This window comes from Streptomyces sp. NPDC040589, assembly GCF_055594445.1.
The window spans coordinates 1-19,566 of sequence record NZ_JBVIWP010000006.1; the positions used below are offsets into that span (position 1 = coordinate 1).

Annotated in this window: 20 protein-coding genes; 9 read left to right on the forward strand and 11 right to left on the reverse strand. The window is 70.6% G+C overall.

The features are described 5' to 3' along the window. Nucleotides 1-359: 359 nt before the first annotated feature. Nucleotides 360-1,001 (reverse strand): DNA-3-methyladenine glycosylase, encoded by a 642-nt coding sequence (locus ACZ58V_RS25915; protein WP_468193045.1) that lies wholly within the window; start codon nucleotides 999-1,001, stop codon nucleotides 360-362. Nucleotides 1,002-1,146: 145 nt separating this feature from the next. On the opposite strand from ACZ58V_RS25915, the gene ACZ58V_RS25920 reads away from it, so the two are divergent. The 3 genes from ACZ58V_RS25920 (at nucleotide 1,147) to ACZ58V_RS25930 (ending at nucleotide 3,237) form a co-directional block, all read left to right on the forward strand. Continuing rightward, nucleotides 1,147-1,929, forward strand: a complete 783-nt coding sequence (locus ACZ58V_RS25920; RefSeq protein ID WP_189730189.1) for a sporulation protein — start codon at nucleotides 1,147-1,149, stop codon at nucleotides 1,927-1,929. A gap of 53 nt (nucleotides 1,930-1,982) precedes the next feature. Beyond that, nucleotides 1,983-2,522: a YbhB/YbcL family Raf kinase inhibitor-like protein gene (locus ACZ58V_RS25925; RefSeq protein ID WP_468193046.1), complete on the forward strand. Its 540-nt coding sequence runs from the start codon at nucleotides 1,983-1,985 to the stop codon at nucleotides 2,520-2,522. Between the two features lie 208 nt (nucleotides 2,523-2,730). Next, complete coding sequence (locus ACZ58V_RS25930) at nucleotides 2,731-3,237, forward strand: HNH endonuclease (protein ID WP_468193048.1); 507 nt, start codon at nucleotides 2,731-2,733, stop codon at nucleotides 3,235-3,237. 56 nt (nucleotides 3,238-3,293) lie between these two features. Here ACZ58V_RS25930 and ACZ58V_RS25935 read toward each other — a convergent pair whose 3' ends face one another. The 3 genes from ACZ58V_RS25935 to ACZ58V_RS25945 all read right to left on the reverse strand — a co-directional run bounded on the left by ACZ58V_RS25935 (nucleotide 3,294) and on the right by ACZ58V_RS25945 (nucleotide 5,709). Next, on the reverse strand, nucleotides 3,294-4,253 hold the full coding sequence (locus ACZ58V_RS25935; RefSeq protein WP_184599739.1) for an SPFH domain-containing protein: 960 nt from the start codon (nucleotides 4,251-4,253) through the stop codon (nucleotides 3,294-3,296). A 131-nt stretch (nucleotides 4,254-4,384) separates the two neighbouring features. Further along, nucleotides 4,385-4,816: an NfeD family protein gene (locus ACZ58V_RS25940; protein WP_391108335.1), complete on the reverse strand. Its 432-nt coding sequence runs from the start codon at nucleotides 4,814-4,816 to the stop codon at nucleotides 4,385-4,387. Between the two features lie 95 nt (nucleotides 4,817-4,911). After that, entirely contained in the window at nucleotides 4,912-5,709 is a 798-nt protein-coding gene (locus tag ACZ58V_RS25945) for an ABC transporter ATP-binding protein (RefSeq protein ID WP_189730195.1), read from the reverse strand. A gap of 161 nt (nucleotides 5,710-5,870) precedes the next feature. On the opposite strand from ACZ58V_RS25945, the gene ACZ58V_RS25950 reads away from it, so the two are divergent. Continuing rightward, on the forward strand, nucleotides 5,871-6,683 hold the full coding sequence (locus ACZ58V_RS25950; RefSeq protein WP_471292734.1) for a hypothetical protein: 813 nt from the start codon (nucleotides 5,871-5,873) through the stop codon (nucleotides 6,681-6,683). Nucleotides 6,684-6,885: 202 nt separating this feature from the next. Here the strand turns inward: ACZ58V_RS25950 and ACZ58V_RS25955 are convergent, their stop codons facing one another. The 3 genes from ACZ58V_RS25955 to ACZ58V_RS25965 all read right to left on the reverse strand — a co-directional run bounded on the left by ACZ58V_RS25955 (nucleotide 6,886) and on the right by ACZ58V_RS25965 (nucleotide 9,067). Then, nucleotides 6,886-7,131 (reverse strand): chaplin, encoded by a 246-nt coding sequence (locus ACZ58V_RS25955; protein WP_215122348.1) that lies wholly within the window; start codon nucleotides 7,129-7,131, stop codon nucleotides 6,886-6,888. A gap of 156 nt (nucleotides 7,132-7,287) precedes the next feature. Then, a complete protein-coding gene (locus tag ACZ58V_RS25960) occupies nucleotides 7,288-7,929 on the reverse strand; it encodes a response regulator transcription factor (protein ID WP_328337677.1) in 642 nt (213 codons plus the stop codon). Beyond that, complete coding sequence (locus ACZ58V_RS25965; protein ID WP_468193051.1) at nucleotides 7,922-9,067, reverse strand: GAF domain-containing sensor histidine kinase; 1,146 nt, start codon at nucleotides 9,065-9,067, stop codon at nucleotides 7,922-7,924. The genes ACZ58V_RS25960 and ACZ58V_RS25965 overlap by 8 nt, the downstream gene beginning before the upstream one ends. A gap of 235 nt (nucleotides 9,068-9,302) precedes the next feature. Here ACZ58V_RS25965 and ACZ58V_RS25970 point away from each other — a divergent pair, with 235 nt between their 5' ends. From ACZ58V_RS25970 to ACZ58V_RS25980, 3 genes are all read left to right on the forward strand, one after another. Next, nucleotides 9,303-10,001, forward strand: a complete 699-nt coding sequence (locus ACZ58V_RS25970) for an SDR family NAD(P)-dependent oxidoreductase (protein ID WP_471292739.1) — start codon at nucleotides 9,303-9,305, stop codon at nucleotides 9,999-10,001. Continuing rightward, the gene (locus ACZ58V_RS25975) at nucleotides 9,998-11,116 is read left to right on the forward strand and encodes an S-adenosylmethionine:tRNA ribosyltransferase-isomerase (RefSeq protein WP_471292742.1); all 1,119 of its coding nucleotides are present in this window, start codon (nucleotides 9,998-10,000) and stop codon (nucleotides 11,114-11,116) included. Before ACZ58V_RS25970 ends, ACZ58V_RS25975 begins: the two co-directional genes overlap by 4 nt. 279 nt (nucleotides 11,117-11,395) lie before the next feature. Next, nucleotides 11,396-12,124, forward strand: a complete 729-nt coding sequence (locus ACZ58V_RS25980) for a transglycosylase SLT domain-containing protein (RefSeq protein ID WP_468193055.1) — start codon at nucleotides 11,396-11,398, stop codon at nucleotides 12,122-12,124. Between the two features lie 90 nt (nucleotides 12,125-12,214). Here the strand turns inward: ACZ58V_RS25980 and ACZ58V_RS25985 are convergent, their stop codons facing one another. Then, on the reverse strand, nucleotides 12,215-14,728 hold the full coding sequence (locus ACZ58V_RS25985) for an ABC transporter ATP-binding protein/permease (protein ID WP_471292747.1): 2,514 nt from the start codon (nucleotides 14,726-14,728) through the stop codon (nucleotides 12,215-12,217). A gap of 241 nt (nucleotides 14,729-14,969) precedes the next feature. On the opposite strand from ACZ58V_RS25985, the gene ACZ58V_RS25990 reads away from it, so the two are divergent. Further along, nucleotides 14,970-17,075: a streptophobe family protein gene (locus ACZ58V_RS25990; protein ID WP_471292750.1), complete on the forward strand. Its 2,106-nt coding sequence runs from the start codon at nucleotides 14,970-14,972 to the stop codon at nucleotides 17,073-17,075. A gap of 129 nt (nucleotides 17,076-17,204) precedes the next feature. Beyond that, nucleotides 17,205-18,419 (forward strand): phosphoserine phosphatase SerB, encoded by a 1,215-nt coding sequence (gene serB, locus ACZ58V_RS25995; protein ID WP_468193059.1) that lies wholly within the window; start codon nucleotides 17,205-17,207, stop codon nucleotides 18,417-18,419. A 71-nt stretch (nucleotides 18,420-18,490) separates the two neighbouring features. Here the strand turns inward: serB and ACZ58V_RS26000 are convergent, their stop codons facing one another. The 3 genes from ACZ58V_RS26000 to ACZ58V_RS26010 all read right to left on the reverse strand — a co-directional run bounded on the left by ACZ58V_RS26000 (nucleotide 18,491) and on the right by ACZ58V_RS26010 (nucleotide 19,565). After that, nucleotides 18,491-19,009 carry a SixA phosphatase family protein gene (locus tag ACZ58V_RS26000; protein ID WP_471292754.1) on the reverse strand — a complete coding sequence of 173 codons (519 nt, stop codon included), beginning with the start codon at nucleotides 19,007-19,009 and terminating at the stop codon, nucleotides 18,491-18,493. 65 nt (nucleotides 19,010-19,074) lie between these two features. Next, the gene (locus ACZ58V_RS26005) at nucleotides 19,075-19,281 is read right to left on the reverse strand and encodes a hypothetical protein (RefSeq protein ID WP_382828436.1); all 207 of its coding nucleotides are present in this window, start codon (nucleotides 19,279-19,281) and stop codon (nucleotides 19,075-19,077) included. Nucleotides 19,282-19,448: 167 nt separating this feature from the next. After that, nucleotides 19,449-19,565, reverse strand: a complete 117-nt coding sequence (locus ACZ58V_RS26010; protein WP_106974401.1) for an SGM_5486 family transporter-associated protein — start codon at nucleotides 19,563-19,565, stop codon at nucleotides 19,449-19,451. Nucleotide 19,566: the final 1 nt, after the last annotated feature.

Sequence of the window (19,566 nt, forward strand, 5' to 3'; positions counted from 1 at the left end):
AGTTCTCAAGGAACGGTCGCTTCCTTTGTACTCACCCTCTCGGGCTTTCCTCCGGGCGCTTCCCTTCGGTCTTGCGTTTCCGACTCTATCAGATCCTTTTTCGATCTGATTCCCTGTCGGCGGGATTTGCCGTTGGGCTTTGGCTTTCGCCTGTCGGCCTTTCGACATTCACTACGTTAGCCGATTCGCCGTCCAACTCATAATCGAGTCCGTCGGCATCGAATTCAGGCATGCGGGCACGCCGAATTCGCCCCTGCTGAGGGGAGAGACTAGGTAGTGGGTTGGCCGCTTCCGAGTGCTGGCGATTGCCGTACCCGTTTCAGCGGCTCGGGCCACATTACGCATCTTGCGGGGACGCGTCAACTTCGGCGGCGCCTCGGGACATGGGCGCGATAGGGGCTCACCGTCGGGTCGTCGGCGACCCAGAAGCGCCAGGGGTGTACGGCGCCGTCGCCGGACACCCCGGTGCGGGGTCCGTTGAGTACCTGGTCGGAGGGCACGGGAGTGCCGGTCAGCATGCGGAGGGGGGTGTCCGCGGGGGTGCACGCGTCCGTGCCGTCCAGGGAGCGGTCCACGCCCAGGGCCGTGGCCAGTCGGGCGGGGCCTTTGGCCAGTTCCTTGTCGTTTCGGGCCGAGAGTCGACGGGTGCGGGCCAGTTCGGCGCCCTCGATGACCTCACCGGCGCGGAGCAGGACCGCGCTCGCCTTGTCCTCCGGGCCGCACACCAGGTTCATGCAGAACCACATGCCATAGGTGAAGTAGACGTAGACGTGCCCGGGCGGACCGAACATCACGTCGTTGCGGGCCGTGCGACCGCGATAGGCGTGGGAACCGGGATCGTCAGAGCCGTCGTAGGCCTCGACCTCTGTGAGACGCAGGGCGATCGGACCGTCCGGGGTGGTGCGTACCAGGATGCGGCCGAGGAGGTCAGGGGCCACCTCGAGGACGGGCCGGTCGAAGAACTCCCTGGACAGGGGCGTACGGTCGGGGGTCGCGATCATGCCGTCCGAGGGTACTCAAGACGGGTGGTGCGGCGGGGTGGCCAGCGGGCACCGGCCTTGCCAGGGTGAGGGGATGGAACCGGCCACGGCCGGATCGCGTTTGTATGGATCAAGGATCCACCCGTAGTGGGCGAGAGGGAGAGACATGGCGTTCAAGAAGCTGCTCGCGAGCCTGGGGGCCGGCGGGGCTTCGGTCGAGACGGTGCTGCACGAGGTCAACGTCGTCCCGGGCGGTGTCGTCCAGGGTGAGGTGCGGATCCAGGGCGGGTCCGTGAATCAGCAGATCGAGGGGCTCTCGGTCGGGCTGCAGGCCAAGGTCGAGGTGGAGAGCGGCGACCAGGAGTACAAGCAGGACATCGAGTTCACGAAGTCGCGGCTGGGTGGGGCGTTCGAGCTCCAGGCGAACGCGGTGCACGCGGTGCCGTTCGGGCTGGAGATCCCGTGGGAGACCCCGATCACGATGATCGACGGGCAGGCGCTGCGCTCGATGCACATCGGTGTCTCCACGGAGCTGGAGATCGCGCGGGCCGTGGACTCGGGTGACCTGGACCCGATCAACGTGCACCCGCTGCCGGCGCAGAAGGCGATCCTGGACGCGTTCATCCAGCTGGGCTTCCGGTTCAAGAACGCGGACATGGAACGCGGTGTCATCCGGGGTACGCGGCAGAAGCTGCCGTTCTACCAGGAGATCGAGTTCTACCCGCCGCAGCAGTACCGGGGTCTGAACCAGGTCGAGCTGAGCTTCGTGGCCGACGAGCAGGCCATGGACGTGGTGCTCGAGATGGACAAGAAGCCGGGGCTGTTCAGCGAGGGCAGTGACACCTTCCGCTCCTTCAAGGTGGGGCTCCAGGACTACCAGGGCACCGACTGGACCGCGTACCTCAACCAGTGGCTGTCCGAGGTCGGCAGCAAGCGCAACTGGTTCTAGACGCAGGCCCTAGGCTCGGGGCTGACTGAACGAATCGATCAGGAGGTACCGAGGTGACCGAGCTCAAGCGGCGGCCGCTCCCCCATGACTTCCATCCGCCCGTGCCGTCGTTCACGGTCACGAGCAAGGATGTCGAGGAGGGTGCGACGCTCCAGGACGCTCAGGTCTACGCGGCCGGCAACACCTCGCCGCAGTTGCGGTGGGAGGGCTTCCCGCCCGAGACCAAGAGCTTCGCCGTGACCTGCTACGACCCCGACGCCCCGACGGGCAGCGGGTTCTGGCACTGGGTGCTGTTCGACATTCCGGGCTCGGTGACCGAGCTGCCGGTGGGTGCGGGCAGTGGCGCGTTCGAGGGTCTGCCCGAGGGCGCGATCCAGGCGCGCAACGACTACGGAAGCAAGGAGTTCGGTGGTGCCGCGCCGCCGCCCGGGGACGGTTCGCACCGTTACGTGTTCACGGTGTACGCCGTGGATACGGAGAAGCTCGGTCCGGATGCGGAGGCTTCGCCTGCCGTCGTGGGCTTCAACCTGCGGTTTCACACCATCGGGCGTGCCCAGCTGATCGGTGAGTACGAGGTGCCCGCCGAAGGCTGAGCCGTCGTCCGGCGATCCCAGCGTTCACAGAACGTTTGCCCGCTCCTGGTCTTGGAATTGATCAGGAGCGGGCATTTTTGTTGCCGGGGGCACGGGGGTCACCCCCCGTGAGAGCAGCAGATATTGCGTTGTCCATCTCGGCGTGCCCGGCCAGAGTTGATCCCAGCCCGCCAGGGGGTGGGCCGGTGCACACGGGAGGTGGGCTGGTATGCGGGACACGCTGGTACTCAACGCGAGCTTCGAGCCGCTGTCGACGGTAACGCTGAACCGAGCCGTCGTTCTGGTGCTTCAGGACAAGGCCGTCGTCGAGCAGTCCCACCCCGAACTGCGGATGCGGGGAGCCGCGGTCGACATACCGGCGCCCCGTGTGATCAGGCTCTGCCAGTACGTACGGGTGCCCTTCCGAAGACGAGCGCCGTGGTCGAGGCGGGGTGTGCTGGTCCGGGACCGGAACCGGTGCGCGTACTGCGGGAGGCGGGCGACGACGGTCGACCACGTGGTACCGCGGTCGCGGGGCGGACAGGACTCGTGGCTGAACACGGTGGCCTCGTGTGCGGAGGACAATCACCGTAAGGCGAACCGGACTCCGGTGGAGGCGGGTATGCCGTTGCTCCGGCAGCCGTTCGAGCCGACGCCTGCGGACGCGATGCTGCTGGCGCTGGGGCAGGACGACTTCGACGCGCTGCCGGAGTGGCTGGCGCAGCCCGCTGCCTAGTTGTCATGCGAAGGGGCCCGCTTCTCTGAGAAGCGGGCCCCTTCGTGTGTGCCGGGTCAGTCGATGGACGGTTTCTCGCGGCGTTCCTGGGCGGGGACACCGGCTCCGGACCCGCCTCCGTTGCCGCCTGAACCGCCGCCGAGGCCGCCGAAGTTGCCCATCGCGCCGGAGAGGCCCTTGAGGGCGTCGCCGATCTCGCTGGGGACGATCCAGAGCTTGTTGGCGTCGCCCTCGGCGATCTTCGGGAGCATCTGGAGGTACTGGTAGGAGAGGAGCTTCTGGTCCGGGTCTCCGGCGTGGATGGCCTCGAAGACCGTACGGACGGCCTGGGCCTCGCCCTCGGCGCGCAGGGCGGCCGCCTTGGCCTCACCTTCGGCGCGCAGGATCTGGGACTGCTTCTCACCTTCGGCGCGCAGGATCTCGGACTGCCGGACACCTTCGGCCTGGAGGATCGCGGCGCGCTTGTCGCGGTCGGCGCGCATCTGCTTCTCCATCGAGTCCTGGATGGAGGTGGGCGGTTCGATCGCCTTGAGCTCGACGCGGTTGACGCGGATGCCCCACTTGCCGGTGGCCTCGTCGAGGACGCCGCGCAGGGCCGCGTTGATCTCCTCGCGGGAGGTCAGGGTCCGCTCCAGGTCCATGCCGCCGATGATGTTGCGGAGCGTGGTGACGGTGAGCTGCTCGATCGCCTGGATGTAGCTGGCGACTTCGTAGGTGGCGGCCCGCGCGTCGGTCACCTGGTAGTAGATGACGGTGTCGATGTTGACCACCAGGTTGTCCTGGGTGATCACCGGCTGCGGCGGGAAGGGGACGACCTGCTCACGCAGGTCGATGCGGTTGCGGATGGTGTCTATGAACGGGACCACGATGTTGAGGCCCGCGTTGAGTGTCCGCGTGTAGCGGCCGAACCGCTCGACGATGGCCGCGCTGGCCTGTGGGATGACTTGGATCGTCTTGATCAGGGCGATGAAGACCAACACCACCAGAATGATCAGGACGATGATGACCGGTTCCATCGTCGTTCCCCGTACCCTTCTCCGCCTCGGCGACTTCGGCAGATCTTATGGTTGTTGAAGATCTTGCTGGTCGAGTCTGTCAGACCGTCGCGTAGCTGGCGAGGAGTTCACTCCAGTTACGTCCTGCGAGGTCACATGACGATCGCGGTGGCTCCCTCGATGTCCACGACGTCCACTTCCTGGCCTACTTCGTAAGCGCGGTCGGTGTCGAGGGCGCGGGCCGACCAGACCTCTCCGGCCAGCTTGATCCGGCCGCCGGAGGCGTCGACGCGTTCCAGGACGACGGCTTGTCTGCCCTTCAGCGCGTCCACGCCCGTGGCGAGTTGGGGCCGCTGGGCGCGATGCCGGTTCGCGATGGGCCGTACGACGGCGATGCCAGCGGTCGAGACGACGGCGAAGACCGCGACCTGGGCGACGGCTCCGCCGCCGAAGACGCCGGTGACCGCCGCCGCGGCGACGGCGCCCACCGCGAGCATGCCGAGTTCGGGCATCGCGGTGACCACGAGCGCGATGCCGAGCGCTGCCGCGCCGATCAGCCACCACAGCCATGCGTCGATTTCCACATGGTCATGGTAGGTCCGACGCCCCTGTCGCCGACAGGGCGCCCGGCGTGTGAAATGCCGTTCCTGCTCTGGCATTTGTGCGGCGTGGGGCCGGGTCAGGACAGCGGGAGGCCCTGTGCGGTCCAGCGCTCGCCCGCCTGTTCGACGACGAGCGGGAGGCCGAAGCAGAGGGAGAGGTTGCGGGAGGTGAGTTCGAGCTCCAGGGGGCCGGCGGCGAGGACCTTGCCCTGGCGGATCATGAGGACGTGGGTGAAGCCCGGGGGGATCTCCTCGACATGGTGCGTGACCATGAGCATCGAGGGGGCGATGGGGTCGCGGGCGAGCCGGCCGAGGCGGCGGACGAGGTCCTCGCGGCCGCCGAGGTCGAGTCCGGCGGCGGGCTCGTCGAGGAGGAGCAGCTCGGGGTCGGTCATCAGGGCGCGGGCGATGAGGGTGCGCTTGCGCTCACCCTCAGAAAGCGATCCGAACCTGCGCTCCAGGTAGTCGCTCATGCCGAGGCGGTCGAGGAAGGCGCGGGCGCGTCGCTCGTCGATCTCCTCGTAGTCCTCGTGCCAGGTGGCGGTCATGCCGTACGCGGCGGTCAGCACGGTCTCCAGGACCGTCTGGCGCTTGGGGAGCTTCTCGGTCATGGCGATGCCGGCCATGCCGATGCGCGGGCGCAGCTCGAAGACGTCGGTGCCGGGCCTGCCGAGGGTCTCGCCGAGGATGGCGGCGGTGCCCGAGCTGGGGAAGAGGTAGGTGGAAGCGAGGTTGAGGAGGGTGGTCTTGCCGGCGCCGTTCGGGCCCAGGATGACCCAGCGCTCGCCCTCCTTGACCGACCAGGAGACCTGGTCCACCAGAGCCCGGCCCTCGCGGACCACGGATACGTCCTGAAGCTCCAGAACATCGCTCATGAGCGCGTTGTCTCCCCTTGCAGTGTGGCCGGTCTCGGCTGTCGCGTAAGCCTGTGGCTCGGTCCGCCGCGCCGGTGGGCGCAGCCCTCCATGAAATCTACGCCACCGGTCGGTCCGGGCATTCCCTCGGTCCGGGTCTTGGGCTCTCTTAGGGTGGAGGCATGCTCTCGGAACCGCGTGCTGGACGTCTCACAGCTTGGGGAAATGCCCTTTTGGCCGGACTTGTCTCACCTGATGACGCCGTGCTCGCCATCGTCGGCGAGGACGCGGTGCACCGGGTGGAGGGACTGCCCGGGGAGTCGGCGCCCGTCGGGCTCACGCTCGCGCTGGGGCGGCTGCGGACGCTCGGGGTGACCGGGCTGCGGCTCGCGCTGCCCGCGCCCGGGCATCCGCTGGGGCTGAGCGGGCCGCCGGAGTTCAACGCGCGGGCGCTGGACGCCGAGCAGGCGGTGGTCTGTTACGGCGCCTCGTTCGGGCTGGTGCCGGAGGTGTCTGGCTACCGCCAGCGCTCCGCAGACGAGGCCGGGCCCGAGGGTGATGTGCATGTCGAGGTCGTGTGGCATGTGCTGCCGGTGCGGGAGGCGCCGCCCGCGGATGTGCCCTCGCTGGGTGAGGCCGAGCGGGAGCTGGCGGAGGCCCTGCGGGAGGCGACGGAGGTGCTGACGCGGCTGGATGTGGCCGGGTCGGGGCCGGTGGCCGAGGCGGCGGTCGACGCGTATCGGGCGCGGGCCGAGCGGGGGCGGGAAGTGTTGGCGCCGGGGTATCCGCCGCGGGCGGTGCGGGTGCTGGAGCTGGCGCAGCGGGTGGGGACGTTGATCGTGGTGGCGACGGAGAGTGGGCACGGGGGTGCGGTGAGTGCGTCCGAGATGGGGGCGCGGCGGGAGGCGTTGCGGCCGGTGGAGCGGACGGCTCGGCGGGCGCAGGTCGCCGCGTACAACTCCGTTGTGGAGGAGCGGGAGCGGGGGGTGCGGTGACTGTCGGGTGTCGGGTGCTCGGCGTTTGTGCTGGGGGCGGGTGGGTTCGCAGCCCGGCGGTGCGGGGTGGCGCCCGCGCCCGCCCGTGCCGCCCCAGCGGCGCGACTGCCCGCAGGCTGAGCGACGCTGTAAACGACTGACCGGCCTCCCGGGCAGGACCGGGAGGCCGGTGGTCACCTTCGGCTCGGAGACGGAGGTGAAGTCAGTGGTTGACGGCGAGGTTGCCGAACGCCGGGTTCAGGACGCCGATGACGTTCACGCTGTTGCCGGAGACGTTGACCGGGACGTGCACCGGGGCCTGGACCACGTTGCCCGAGGCGACGCCCGGCGAGCCGATGGCGCTGCCGTCGGCGTGCGAGCCGTTCGTGGCGGAGGCCATGCCCGCACCGGCGGCCAGCAGTCCACCGGTCACCATCGTCACGGCAGCGGCCTTCTTCAGGTTCTTCACTTCTGAGCCCTCCTTGCGATCGCCGCGGCAGGCGCCGCGGCACGCACTGGAGAACGGCCGAGATCCACCGAGGATGCGCCATGCGAGGGACATTCCCACGACAGTATGAATCTCGGTCCGGAGTGGAACCTTCCGCGTTGCCGTGGGGTGAGCGTGTCAGCCGGTCACGCCATGGCGAACGGCCCACAGGGCGGCCTGGGTTCGGTCGGACAGGTCGAGCTTCATCAGGATGTTCGAGACGTGGGTCTTGACGGTCTTCTCGGAGAGGACGAGCGCGCGGGCGATCTCCCGGTTGGAGCGGCCGTCCGCTATCAGGCCGAGTACCTCACGCTCCCGGTCGGTGAGCGAGCCGGCCCTTCCCGGCCCCGAGTTGGCCTCCTCCTGGGACAACAGGGCGCCCGCGACCTCCGGCTGGAGGAGGATGTGCCCGGCGTGGACGGAGCGGATGGCTCCGGCGAGGGCGTCGGGGTCTACGTCCTTGTAGACATATCCGGCGGCACCCGCCCGCAGGGCCGGCACCACCGTGCGCTGCTCGGTGAAGCTGGTGACGACCAGCACGCGCGCGGGGTTGCCGAGTTCGCGGAGTCTGCGCAGGGCGTCGACACCGTCCATGCCCGGCATCTTGACGTCCATGAGGATGACGTCGGGCTTCAACTCCTCGGCGCGGTCCACTCCCTCGGCGCCGTCCGCGGCCTCGCCGACGACCTCGATGTCGTCCTGCACCTCGAGGAACGTGCGCAGGCCCCGGCGGACGACCTGGTGGTCGTCGACGAGCAGCACCTTGATTGCGTCAGCCACCGGGGACCTCCATCTCGATCGTGGTGCCCTTGCCGGCCACCGATTCCACGGTCAGCGTGCCACCTGCCCCGCTCGTCCGGTCTCGCATGGAGACCAGGCCCAGATGGCGCCCCGCGCGACGCACCGCCTGGGGGTCGAAGCCGCAGCCGTCGTCCGTGACCCGCAGGACGGCTCCGCCGCCGCGTCGGTCCAGGGTCACGTCGACGTGGTCGGCGCCGGAGTGGCGCAGGGCGTTGTGCAGGGCCTCCTGGGCGACGCGCAGGACGGCTTCTTCCTGGGAGGCGGGCAGGACCTTCACGCCATGGCAGGCGAAGGTCACGCGGGCGGTGTGGGCGCGGTCGAGGACCTGAATCTGCGTGCGGAGGGTGGCCACGAGGCCGTCCTCGTCGAGGGCCGCGGGGCGCAACTCGACGACCGCGGCGCGCAGTTCGTCGGCGGCCTCGGCGGCCAGCACCGCCACCTGATGGAGCTCCCCCTTGGCGCGGGAGGGGTCCCGGTCCACCAGGCGGGCCGCGGCCTGGGCCGTCAGGCGGAGGGAGAAGAGCTTCTGGCTGACCGCGTCGTGCAGTTCGTGAGCGAGGCGGGAGCGCTCCTCGGCGATGGTCAGTTCGCGGCTGCGTTCGTAGAGGCGGGCGTTGGTGAGGGCGATCGCGGCGTGCTGGGCGAGGATGCCGAGGAGTTCCTCGTCCTCCGCTGTGAAGCCGCAACTGCCTTCCGGTTTCGGACAGTTCTTGTTGGCCAGGAAGAGCGCGCCGATGACCTCGTCGCCGTCACGGATCGGCAGGCCCAGGAAGTCGACCAGGTCGGGGTGGGCCTTCGGCCAGCCCTCGAAGCGGGGGTCCTTGCGGACGTCGGCGAGGCGCTCGGACCTGGCCTCGTGCAGCATCGCGGCGAGGATGCCGTGCTGGCGCGGGAGGGGGCCGATGGCCTTCCACTGTTCCTCGCTGACGCCGTCGACCACGAACTGGGCGAAGCCGCCGTGATCGTCCGGCACGCCGAGCGCGGCGTACTGCGCGTCGAGCAGCTCGCGGGCCGAGGCGACGATCGTCTTGAGGACGTCGCGCACCTCGAGATGCCTGCTCATGGCCAGCAACGCGGAACTCACCGCGGCGAGGCCGGACCGGGGACCGTGACTCATGTCATCACGGTACCGGCGGGCTGTGACAGCGCGGATCGGACCAGTGGCGGCGGGTGCCCGGTCCGGTGGGCCTAGGTCGCGAGGCCGAGTCGGCAGGGCGGCGCGGCGTAGGACCGGGGGCGCCGGGCCTGTGGCGTAGGGCGAAGGGCCCCGGTGGATGCGGCCCGCGTCCGAGGCGGTCCGGGCGGCTCCGTTCCTACGTTGAGGGCACGCGATCACGACGAGGGAGCCGATCATGCCGGTTGCGATCATCACCGGGGCCTCGAAGGGCCTGGGCCGTGCGCTCGCCGAGGCCCTGGCCGGGCGTGGCTGGGACCTGGTGCTCGATGCCAGGGGTGCCGAGGCGCTGTCGGAGGCGGCCGGGGCCGTGTCCGCGCACGGCACGCGCGTGACCGCCCTGCCCGGGGACGTCACCGACGCCCGGCACCGGGCGGAGCTGGTGTCGGCGGCGTGGCGGCTGGGCGGCGTCGACCTGCTGGTGCACAACGCGAGCGCGCTGGGCGCCCAGCCGCTGGTGCGGCTGGAGGAGCTGCCCCTGGACGGGCTGCGCCGGGCACTGGAGGTGAACCTCGTGGCGGGGCTCGGCCTGGTCCAGGAGGCGCTGCCGCTGCTGCGGGCTTCGGGGGCGGGCACGGTCGTCGCCGTCAGCTCGGACGCGGCGGCCGAGGCGTACGAGACCTGGGGCGGCTACGGGGCGTCCAAGGCGGCTCTGGACCATCTGATGGCGGTGCTCGCCGTGGAGGAGCCGGGGCTGCGGGTCTGGGCGGTGGATCCCGGGGACATGGCCACGGACCTGTACGCGGCGGCCGTACCGGACGATCACGATCCGCGGCCGGAGCCGGCGGCTGTGGTGCCGGGGTTCCTGCGGCTGCTGGACGAGCGTCCGCCGAGCGGGCGGTACGGGGCTCCGGCCCTGCTGGACGGGGCCCGATGACACCGGCGGTGCGCGTACCGGAGGAACTGTCGGCCCGGGTGCCGATCGAGCAGCGGGGGCCGGGGCTGGACCGGGACGCCGTACGGATGCTGGTGTCGCGGGGTGCCGGGGTGGCGCATCACACGTTCTCGGAGCTGCCGCGGCTGTTGCGGGCGGGGGATCTGCTCGTGGTCAACACCTCGGCCACGCTGGCGGCGGCCGTCGACGGATGGATCGGGCACGCGCGCGTAGTGGTGCACTTCTCCACCTCCGGGGACGACGGCCGCTGGGCGGTGGAGCTGCGGGAGCCCGACGGGCGGGGCACCACGCGCGCGCGTGCGGCCGAGCCCGCGGGGACGGAGGTGTGTCTGGCGGGAGGCGTACGGCTGGTGCTGGAGGAGGCGCTGAGCGGGCGGAGCGAGCGGCTGTGGTGGGCGCGGGTGGCCGGGCCCGGGATTGCGGGGCTGCTGCGGGAGTACGGGCGGCCCATTCGCTACTCCTATACGGAGCGGGACCAGCCGCTGTCCGTCTACCAGACGGTGTTCGCGCTGCCGTCGGCGGACGGGGCGGGCTCTGCGGAGATGCCGAGTGCGGCGCGGCCCTTCACGGCGCGGCTGGTGGCGGAGCTGGTGGGCCGGGGGGTGCGGTTCGCGCCGGTGACGCTGCACACGGGGGTGGCGTCGGCGGAGGCGCACGAGCCGCCGTATCCGGAGCGCTTCGTGGTGCCTGCGGCGTCGGCGCGGCTGATCAACGCCGCGAAGGCCGGTGCGGGCCGGGTTCTCGCGGTCGGGACGACGGCGGTGCGGGCCGTGGAGTCGGCGGCGGGTGCCGACGGGGTCGTACGGCCTCGGGCGGGGTGGACCTCTCTCGTGGTGACCCCGGAGCGCGGGGTGCGGGTGGTGGACGGGCTGCTGACCGGGCTGCACGAGCCGGAGGCCTCGCATCTGCTGATGCTGGAGGCGATCGCGGGGCGGGCGGCGGTCGAGCGCGGCTACGAGGCCGCACTGCAGGGCCGTTACCTGTGGCACGAGTTCGGGGACGTGCACCTCGTCCTGCCGGGGCAGAGCCGTGACAGGCCGCTCACACAGTGCATTGCTCAAGCAACTGCCAGTGAGGCCGGGCCTCGCCCGATGTGAGCCCTCGCATAGGACCCACGTCACGTACGAAAGGACGTAGGAGACAAAGCCGCACCTTTTGAGCGGCGCATACGGTCCAGTCTGCCCCGATTTGCCCTTCCCTGATCCACTATCTCCCTTCGTACGTCACACCTTTGCCACGCCATTTTGCGGCCGCTAAGAATGGCTGCCGTCGCTCAGCGCCGTGGGTTCACCTCCGCGGCGTTTGTGTCGGAAACACACCGAGTCCAACGCCGGACGCCGAGCGACTCCCGCGCTATTCGAAGAGGTCCAACCACCATGCCCAAGAACATCTTCAGCCGTGGCCCCAGTCGTAACCTGACCCGTCACCACAAGATCGCCATGGCGGGTGTCGCCACCCTCGGCGCCGCCGCCATCGGGTTCTCCGCGGTGCCGAGCGGTGCTTCGACGAAGACCACGACGGAAGCCGCTCAGTCGGCTCCGGTGGCGTTCAGCAACCAGCAGATCAAGGACGTGAAGGCGAGCGTCACCGACCAGATGGCCGGTGCCAGCCTGAAGGCCGAGCAGATCGAGGCGAAGAAGAAGGCCGACGCCGCGGCTGCCGCCAAGAAGAAGGCCGCCGCCGAGGCGGCGAAGAAGAAGGCCGAGGCCGCGCGCGAGGCCAAGGAGGCCGCGAGCCGCGACGCCAAGCGCGCCGAGGCCAAGAAGGCCGCCGCCAAGAGCTACCCGAACAACCTCGACGGCTGGATCCGCGAGTCGCTCGACATCCTGAAGAAGCACGACATCCCGGCGTCCTACGACGGCATCCACCGCAACATCATCCGCGAGTCGTCCGGTGACCCGAAGGCCATCAACAACTGGGACATCAACGCCATCAACGGCATCCCGTCGAAGGGCCTGCTGCAGGTCATCCCGCCGACCTTCAAGACCTGGCACGTCCCCGGCACCTCCTGGGACATCTACGACCCGGTCGCCAACATCACCGCCGCCTGCAACTACGCGGCCGACAAGTACGGCTCGATGGACAACGTCGACAGCGCGTACTGAGGTAGCGCGGACCTCTGCTCGCTGAACGGAACGCCGAAGGGCGGCACCCTCCTGGCGGGGTGCCGCCCTTCGGGCGTCTTACCGAGGTGACTACTTGCGCATGACCTCGGGTTCGTGGCGTCGCAGGAAGCGGGCCACGAAGAAGCCGCAGAGCACGCCGAGCGCGAGGAGCGCGCCCATGTCCATGGCCCAGGCGCCGACCGTGTGCTCCCACAGCGGATCGTTGTCCCCGGCGGTCTCCGGCGGGGCGATCTTGTTGAAGTCCAGCGTGGCGCCGGACGCGGCGACCGCCCAGCGCGACGGCATCAGGAACGAGAACTGGTTGACGCCGATCGAGCCGTGCAGCGTGAACAGGCAGCCCGTGAAGACGACCTGGATGATGGCGAACATCACCAGCAGCGGCATGGTCTTCTCGGCGGTCTTCACCAGCGAGGAGATGATCAGGCCGAACATCATCGAGGTGAAGCCCAGGGCCATGATCGGCACGGACAGCTCGACGAGCGTGGCGCCGCCGAAGACCAGGCCCTCCTCGGGGATCTCCCGGGTGGAGAAGCCGATGACGCCGACCAGCAGGCCCTGCAGCACGGTGATCATGCCGAGCACGAACACCTTGGACATCAGATACGCCGAGCGGGACAGGCCGGTCGCGCGCTCCCGCTCGTAGATGACCCGTTCCTTGATCAGCTCACGGACGGAGTTCGCCGCGCCCGCGAAGCAGGCGCCGACGGCGAGGATCAGCAGGACCGTGGTGGCGGTGCCGTTCGGGATGATCCGGCCGGACTGCGGGTTGACCGGGTTCGGCAGCAGGCCCTTGTCCGCGTCGATGAGCAGGCTGACCGCGCCGAGCACGGCCGGCAGGATCACCATCAGGGCCAGGAAGCCCTTGTCGGACGCGATCACCGAGACGTAGCGCCGCACCAGCGTGACGAACTGGGACATCCAGCCCTGTGGCTTCGGCGGCTTCATCGCCTGCATGGGCGGAACCTGTACGGACTGCGGCGCCACGGCGTCGATGTCCGCGGCGTACATCTGGTAGTGCTGCGAGCCCTTCCAGCGGCCCGCCCAGTCGTAGTCGCGGTAGTTCTCGAAGGCGGAGAAGACATCGGCCCAGGTGTCGTAGCCGAAGAAGTTCAGCGCCTCCTCGGGCGGGCCGAAGTAGGCGACGGAGCCGCCCGGCGCCATCACGAGGAGCTTGTCGCAGATCGCCAGCTCGGCCACGGAGTGGGTGACGACGAGGACCGTACGGCCGTCGTCGGCGAGGCCGCGCAGCAGCTGCATGACGTCGCGGTCCATGCCCGGGTCGAGGCCGGAGGTCGGCTCGTCCAGGAAGATCAGCGAGGGCTTGGTGAGCAGCTCCAGGGCCACGGAGACGCGCTTGCGCTGGCCGCCGGAGAGGGAGGTGACCTTCTTCTCCTTGTGGATGTCCAGCTTCAGCTCGCGCAGCACCTCGTCGATACGGGCCTCGCGCTCGCGGGCCGTGGTGTCGGCGGGGAAACGGAGCTTGGCCGCGTACTTCAGGGCCTTCTTGACGGTCAGTTCCTTGTGCAGGATGTCGTCCTGCGGGACCAGACCGATGCGCTGGCGCAGCTCGGCGAACTGCTTGTAGAGGTTCCGGTTGTCGTAGAGGACCTCGCCCTGGTCGGCCGGGCGGTAGCCGGTGAGCGCCTTGAGCAGGGTCGACTTGCCGGAGCCGGACGGGCCGATGACCGCGATGAGCGACTTCTCGGGGACGCCGAAGGAGACGTCCTTGAGGATCTGCTTGCCGCCGTCGACCGTGACGGTCAGATGGCGGGCGGAGAAGGACACCTCACCGGTGTCGACGAACTCCTCGAGCCGGTCCCCGACGATCCGGAACGTGGAGTGGCCGACGCCGACGACATCGGCCGCGCCGAGCAACTGCCCGCCGCCCTTGGGGATCGGCAGGCCGTTGACGTACGTGCCGTTGTGCGAGCCGAGGTCGCGGATCTCCATGCGGCCGTCGGGCGTGGCGTGGAACTCGGCGTGGTGCCGGGAGACCTGCAGGTCGGAGACGACCAGCTCGTTCTCCAGGGCGCGGCCGATGCGCATCACGCGGCCGAGGGAGAACTGGTGGAACGTGGTGGGGCTGCGGTCGCCGTGGGCCGGCGGCGCCCCCGCGGCACCGCCGGGGGCCTGCTGCTGCGGGATGTGCCCGCCGGGCTGCTGCGGCTGCTGCCAGCCGGCCTGCGGAGCCTGCTGCTGGTGGGGCGCCTGCTGGGCCCAGCCGGGGTTCGCGCCCTGCGCCGCGTACGGCTGCTGCTGGGGCTGGGCCTGCGGCGTGGCGACGGAGGAGGCGGCGTCGGAGAGGTTCAGACGCGGTCCGTCGGTGGCGTTGCCCAGGTTCACCCCCGAGCCCGGGCCGAGCTCCAGGTGGTGGATCCGCTGCCCCTGCACGAACGTGCCGTTGGTGCTGCCATGGTCCTCGATGACCCAACTGCGGCCGTTGAAGCTGACCGTGGCGTGACGCCAGGAGACCCTGGCGTCGTCGAAGACGACGTCCCCCTGCGGATCACGTCCGAGGGTGTATGCCCTGGACGGATCGAGCGTCCAGGTACGTCCGTTTGATTCCAGTACGAGTTCCGGCACTCCATGCCCCACTGAGTTGTCCCCCGAGTTACCCCCGACATGGGGAGTCTAGGGATGTCGAACATCGGGGGGAACTATTTCAGGAGCGGCCCCCTGACCGAAAGTCGGGCCTTGTGAAAACCGCGGACGGGCACCTCGGCCGATTCCGTTGACGGGGTTGAAACCGGGCCGGAGAGTGGTATTTCGTCGCGAGGGGGACATGCGCGGAGTTCCCGCCGCGTAGCGGATCGGGGGGTCTGCCATGGGTGCCGGTACAGGTGTCGAGAAGGCGAGTGACGGCACGCGCGTGCCGTGGGGGGACGTGCTGATGTCCGCCGTCGCCGCTGTGAGCTGGGCGTTGATCGGGATGGCGGGCACGGCGGCGCTGGGGCTGCGGCTGCTGGAGGCGGACGCGGCGGGCTCGTTGGGACCGATGACTGCGGCGGTGGTGGCCCTTGGGGCCGGTGGTTCGGTCACACCGTCCGGAGATGTGTCGGTGTTCGGCCTCACGGGCGCGGAAGCGGACACCGCCATCGAGATCACGCCACTGGGGGTGAGCCTGGTCGGGGCGGTGCTGCTGTCGTACTTCTTCCTGCGGTCCTTGCGGGCGGCGGGAGTTGTGATCTCACCGGCCGAACTCCTCGCGCGTGCGGGCGCGGTGGTCGCGTTGTTCGTGGCGATGCTGGGCGGGCTGGCGTGGGCGGGGCACGACGTCATCACGATCGACGGCGGCTCGCTGGGGCTGGACGACCTGACCGGCGGGAGCGGGGGCGGAAACGGCGGCCTGGAGATCCCCGGGCTCGGGGACGTCGGGGACATCGGCGGGCTGCTGCCGGACCGGATCGGGGACCTGGTCGACGCGCAGGCGGCGGTCGGTTTCACGGTCGACACCGTGCCCACGCTGTTCGGCGGTCTTGGCTGGTCGGCCGGGATCCTCCTCGTAGCCCTGCTGGCCTCGCGCCGCACGCCGCTGCCCCCGGGGTGGGAGGCCGTGCACCGGGTCGTACGGCCGGCCGTTTCCGCGGTGGTGACCGTGCTGCTGGTGGCCGTGGCGGCGGGGTTCGCCGCGGCGGCGTACGCGGCGAGCGGCGACGACCACCCAGAGCGCGTCGCCGGCGCGGCGCTGCTCGGGGCACCGAACGGGGTGTGGCTGGGCGTGCCGATCGGCCTGTTCGTGCCATGGGACGGCCGGGCAACGGGTGAACTGACCCGTTTCCTGCCCGACCCGCTGGACGACCTGCTCGTGGCCCGCCCCGACCAGCAGGTGACGCTGGGGAGGCTGGCCGAGCTGGACGGGCGGGTGTGGCTGCTCGGGGTGGCGGCGGCGCTGATGATGCTGCTGGCGGGGGTGCTGACGGCGGTGCGGTCGCCGGTGGGGAGCGTCGCCGAGGTGCGGGCGGGGGCGGCGACACGGGGTTCCGGTGCCCTCGGTTTCGCGGGCAGGTGCGCGCTGCGGCTGGGGGTCGCGACCGCGCTGGCCCTGCCGCTGCTGGCCTGGCTGACGGATGTGTCCGTGACCGCCTCCCTGTCCGTGCTCGGCTTCGACGCGTTCGGCGCGGGCATCGAACTGCACGGGCATCTCGGCATGGCCCTGCTGCTGGGCGCGGTGTGGGGCGCGGGGGCCGGGGCCGTGGGGGCGTTGCTGGCGTGGGCGAGCGGGGCCGCCGGGCGGTCGGCGGCGGCGTTGGCCCGGGGGGACGGGTCGGCGGGGGCGGGGGGTGGCTCGGGGGTGGGCCGACACGACGAGGGCATGGGCCGGAACGGCGGGGGCCAGGGCCGGTACGACCAGGCCGGGCGGCACGACGAGGGCCAGGGCCAGCACGACCAGGCCGGGCGGCACAACGAGGGCCAGGGCCAGCACGACCAGGCCGGGCGGCACAACGAGAGCCAGGGCCAGCACGACCAGGCCGGGCGGCACGACGAAGGCCAGATCCGGCACGACGAGGGCACCCGTCAGTCCGGGGACCGGGGCGATCCGCAGGGCGAGCCGGCGTCGTACGGGAGGGAAGCCGGGCCCTACGCGCCGGGTACGCCGTACCGGCCGCCGAACCCGGCCACCAATCCGTACCTCCGGGTGCCGGACGAACTGCGAGAACCGGAGGACGCGCGGCCTGCCGGTGAGGAGCGGCGGCCGGGAGAGACCTGGAGGGGCCCCGGCGACGCGCGCCGGGGCCGGCAGGCTGAAGAGCGGTCGGACCCGGGGGCCGCCGAGCCCGGGAACGGCGACGTGTACGGCGCGCCCACCGTGGCGCGGCCGGTCGGGCCGCCTCCGCGAGGCCCCCGCCAGCCGCCCGGGCCGCGGGGCGGGAACGGGCCGCCACCCCCGCCGCCTCCCCCGCCGCCGCGGAAGCCGCGGGGCGGGAGGTGATCCCGAGGCCGGAGGGACGCCGTACCGGTACGCAAGATTCACGCCATCGACACGACACCCAGTGTTCGCCGTCCGCCAGCCGGACCTCACGGGCGGTGTGACCTGCCCGCCCGATACGGTGGAACCACCATGAGCGCATCGCAGACCTCGTCCTCTGACGTCCCCACCCTCCTTGTCAAGATCTTCGGCAAGGACAGGCCGGGCATCACGGCCGGCCTCTTCGACACCCTCGCCGCCTTCTCCGTCGACGTCGTCGACATCGAGCAGGTCGTCACCCGTGGCCGGATGGTGCTGTGCGCGCTCGTGACCGAGCCGCCCCCCGGTCTCGAGGGAGATCTGCGGGCGACCGTCCACAGCTGGGCCGAGTCGATGAGGATGCAGGCGGAGATCATCTCCGGCCTCGGCGACAACCGGCCGCGCGGACTGGGCCGCTCCCTGGTCACCGTGCTCGGGCATCCGCTCACCTCGGAGGCGACCGCCGCGGTCACCGCGCGGATCACCAGGACCGGCGGCAACATCGACCGTATCTTCCGGCTCGCCAAGTACCCCGTGACCGCGGTCGAGTTCGCCGTGTCCGGCGTGGAGACCGAGCCGCTGCGCACCGCCCTGGCGCCCGACGCGGCGAAGCTCGGCATCGACGTGGCGGTCGTCGCCGCCGGTCTGTACCGGCGTGCGCAGCGCCTGGTCGTCATGGACGTCGACTCGACGCTGATCCAGGACGAGGTCATCGAGCTGTTCGCCGCGCACGCCGGGTGTGAGGACAAGGTCGCCGAGGTGACGGCGGCCGCGATGCGCGGGGAGCTGGACTTCGAGCAGTCCCTGCACGCGCGCGTGGCGCTGCTGGAGGGGCTGGACGCCTCGGTGGTGGACAAGGTGCGCAGCGAGGTGCGGCTGACGCCGGGCGCCCGCACGCTGATCCGGACGCTGAAGCGGCTCGGCTACCAAGTCGGTGTCGTCTCGGGCGGGTTCACCCAGGTCACCGACGATCTGAAGGAGCGGCTGGGGCTGGACTTCGCCCACGCCAACACGCTCGAGATCGTCGACGGCAGGCTGACGGGCAAGGTGACCGGCGAGATCGTCGACCGCGCGGGCAAGGCCCGGCTGCTGCGCCGGTTCGCGGCGGAGGCGGGCGTGCCGCTGTCGCAGACCGTGGCGATCGGTGACGGTGCGAACGACCTGGACATGCTGAACGCGGCCGGTCTGGGCGTCGCCTTCAATGCCAAGCCGGTGGTGCGCGAGGCCGCGCACACCGCGGTGAACTTCCCGTTCCTGGACACGGTCCTCTACCTGCTGGGCGTCACGCGCGAAGAGGTCGAGGCGGCGGACACCCTCGACACGGTCTGAAGCAGGCAGGAGGGGCCCGGCACCGTGCGGTGCCGGGCCCCTGTCACCGCCACACGGTCACGCGGCGACGGTCACTCGGTCGGCGCCCAGTAGTCCCGCAGCGCGGCCACGCCCGGCTCCACGCTCTTCCACGAGCCGGTGAACGACAGGACGGCGAAGGCGGCGGCCGGGAACCCGCGGCGGTCCATCCGCTCGCGGGCGTCGTCCTCGGCCGAGCCCGCCAGGATGTCGGCGAGGCCCTGGATGCCCGGGTTGTGGCCGATCATGAGGACGTTCCGCACATCGTCGGGGGTCTCGTTGAGCACGGCGATCAGTTCGCCCGGCGAGGCGTCGTAGATCCGCTCTTCGTAGACGGTTTTCGGCCGATGCGGGAACTCATGGACGGCGAGCTTCCAGGTCTCCCGGGTCCGGACCGCGGTGGAGCACAGGGCCAGGTCGAAGGGGATGCCGGTGTCGGCCAGCCTGCGCCCGGCCTCCGCCGCGTCTTTTCGGCCCCGGTCGGCGAGCGGACGCTCGTGATCGGTCACCTGTGGCCAGTCGGCTTTCGCATGGCGGAAGAGGACAATCGTACGGGGTTCTGCGACGCTCATGAGATCCAGCTTCGCATGAAACACGCCATCGGGCGCAGGGAGTTGACCACCGGCTTCGGCGGTGCTCAGCGGGCTGTCAGCTGCTGCAGTCGCTCGAAGAGGTGGGTGACCACGGGGTCACCGGTGGCCGCGTGGGCGTCGGACGGGTTCAGGATCAGGGCGAGCAGGGCCGTGAAGAGAAGCGCCGGCAGGGCCAGGGCCCACCAGGGAAGCCGGCTGTCTGCGCCGGACCGGGTCGCCGGGTGGGGCGGGGTCTGCGTAGGGGCCGACATGGGTGCCTCCGCTCTTCGAGTGGCCGGTGGCCCCCGTCTCACGGCCACACCTCGAAGTTACGGAATCCGCGCCGGCCAACCCATCCGGTGACCCACCCACTTGACCCTGACCCTCACCCCCTAGGGGACAGGGGGGCTGGCCCCACCATCGGCGGGGCCAGGGCCGGTCACGGCGAGGCGATCGTCGCGATGACGCCGATGACGATGAAGATCGCGAAGAATGCGCCGAACACGAGCAGCATCTTCTTCTGACCATGCTGGGGATTCGGATCGAGCACTGGCATG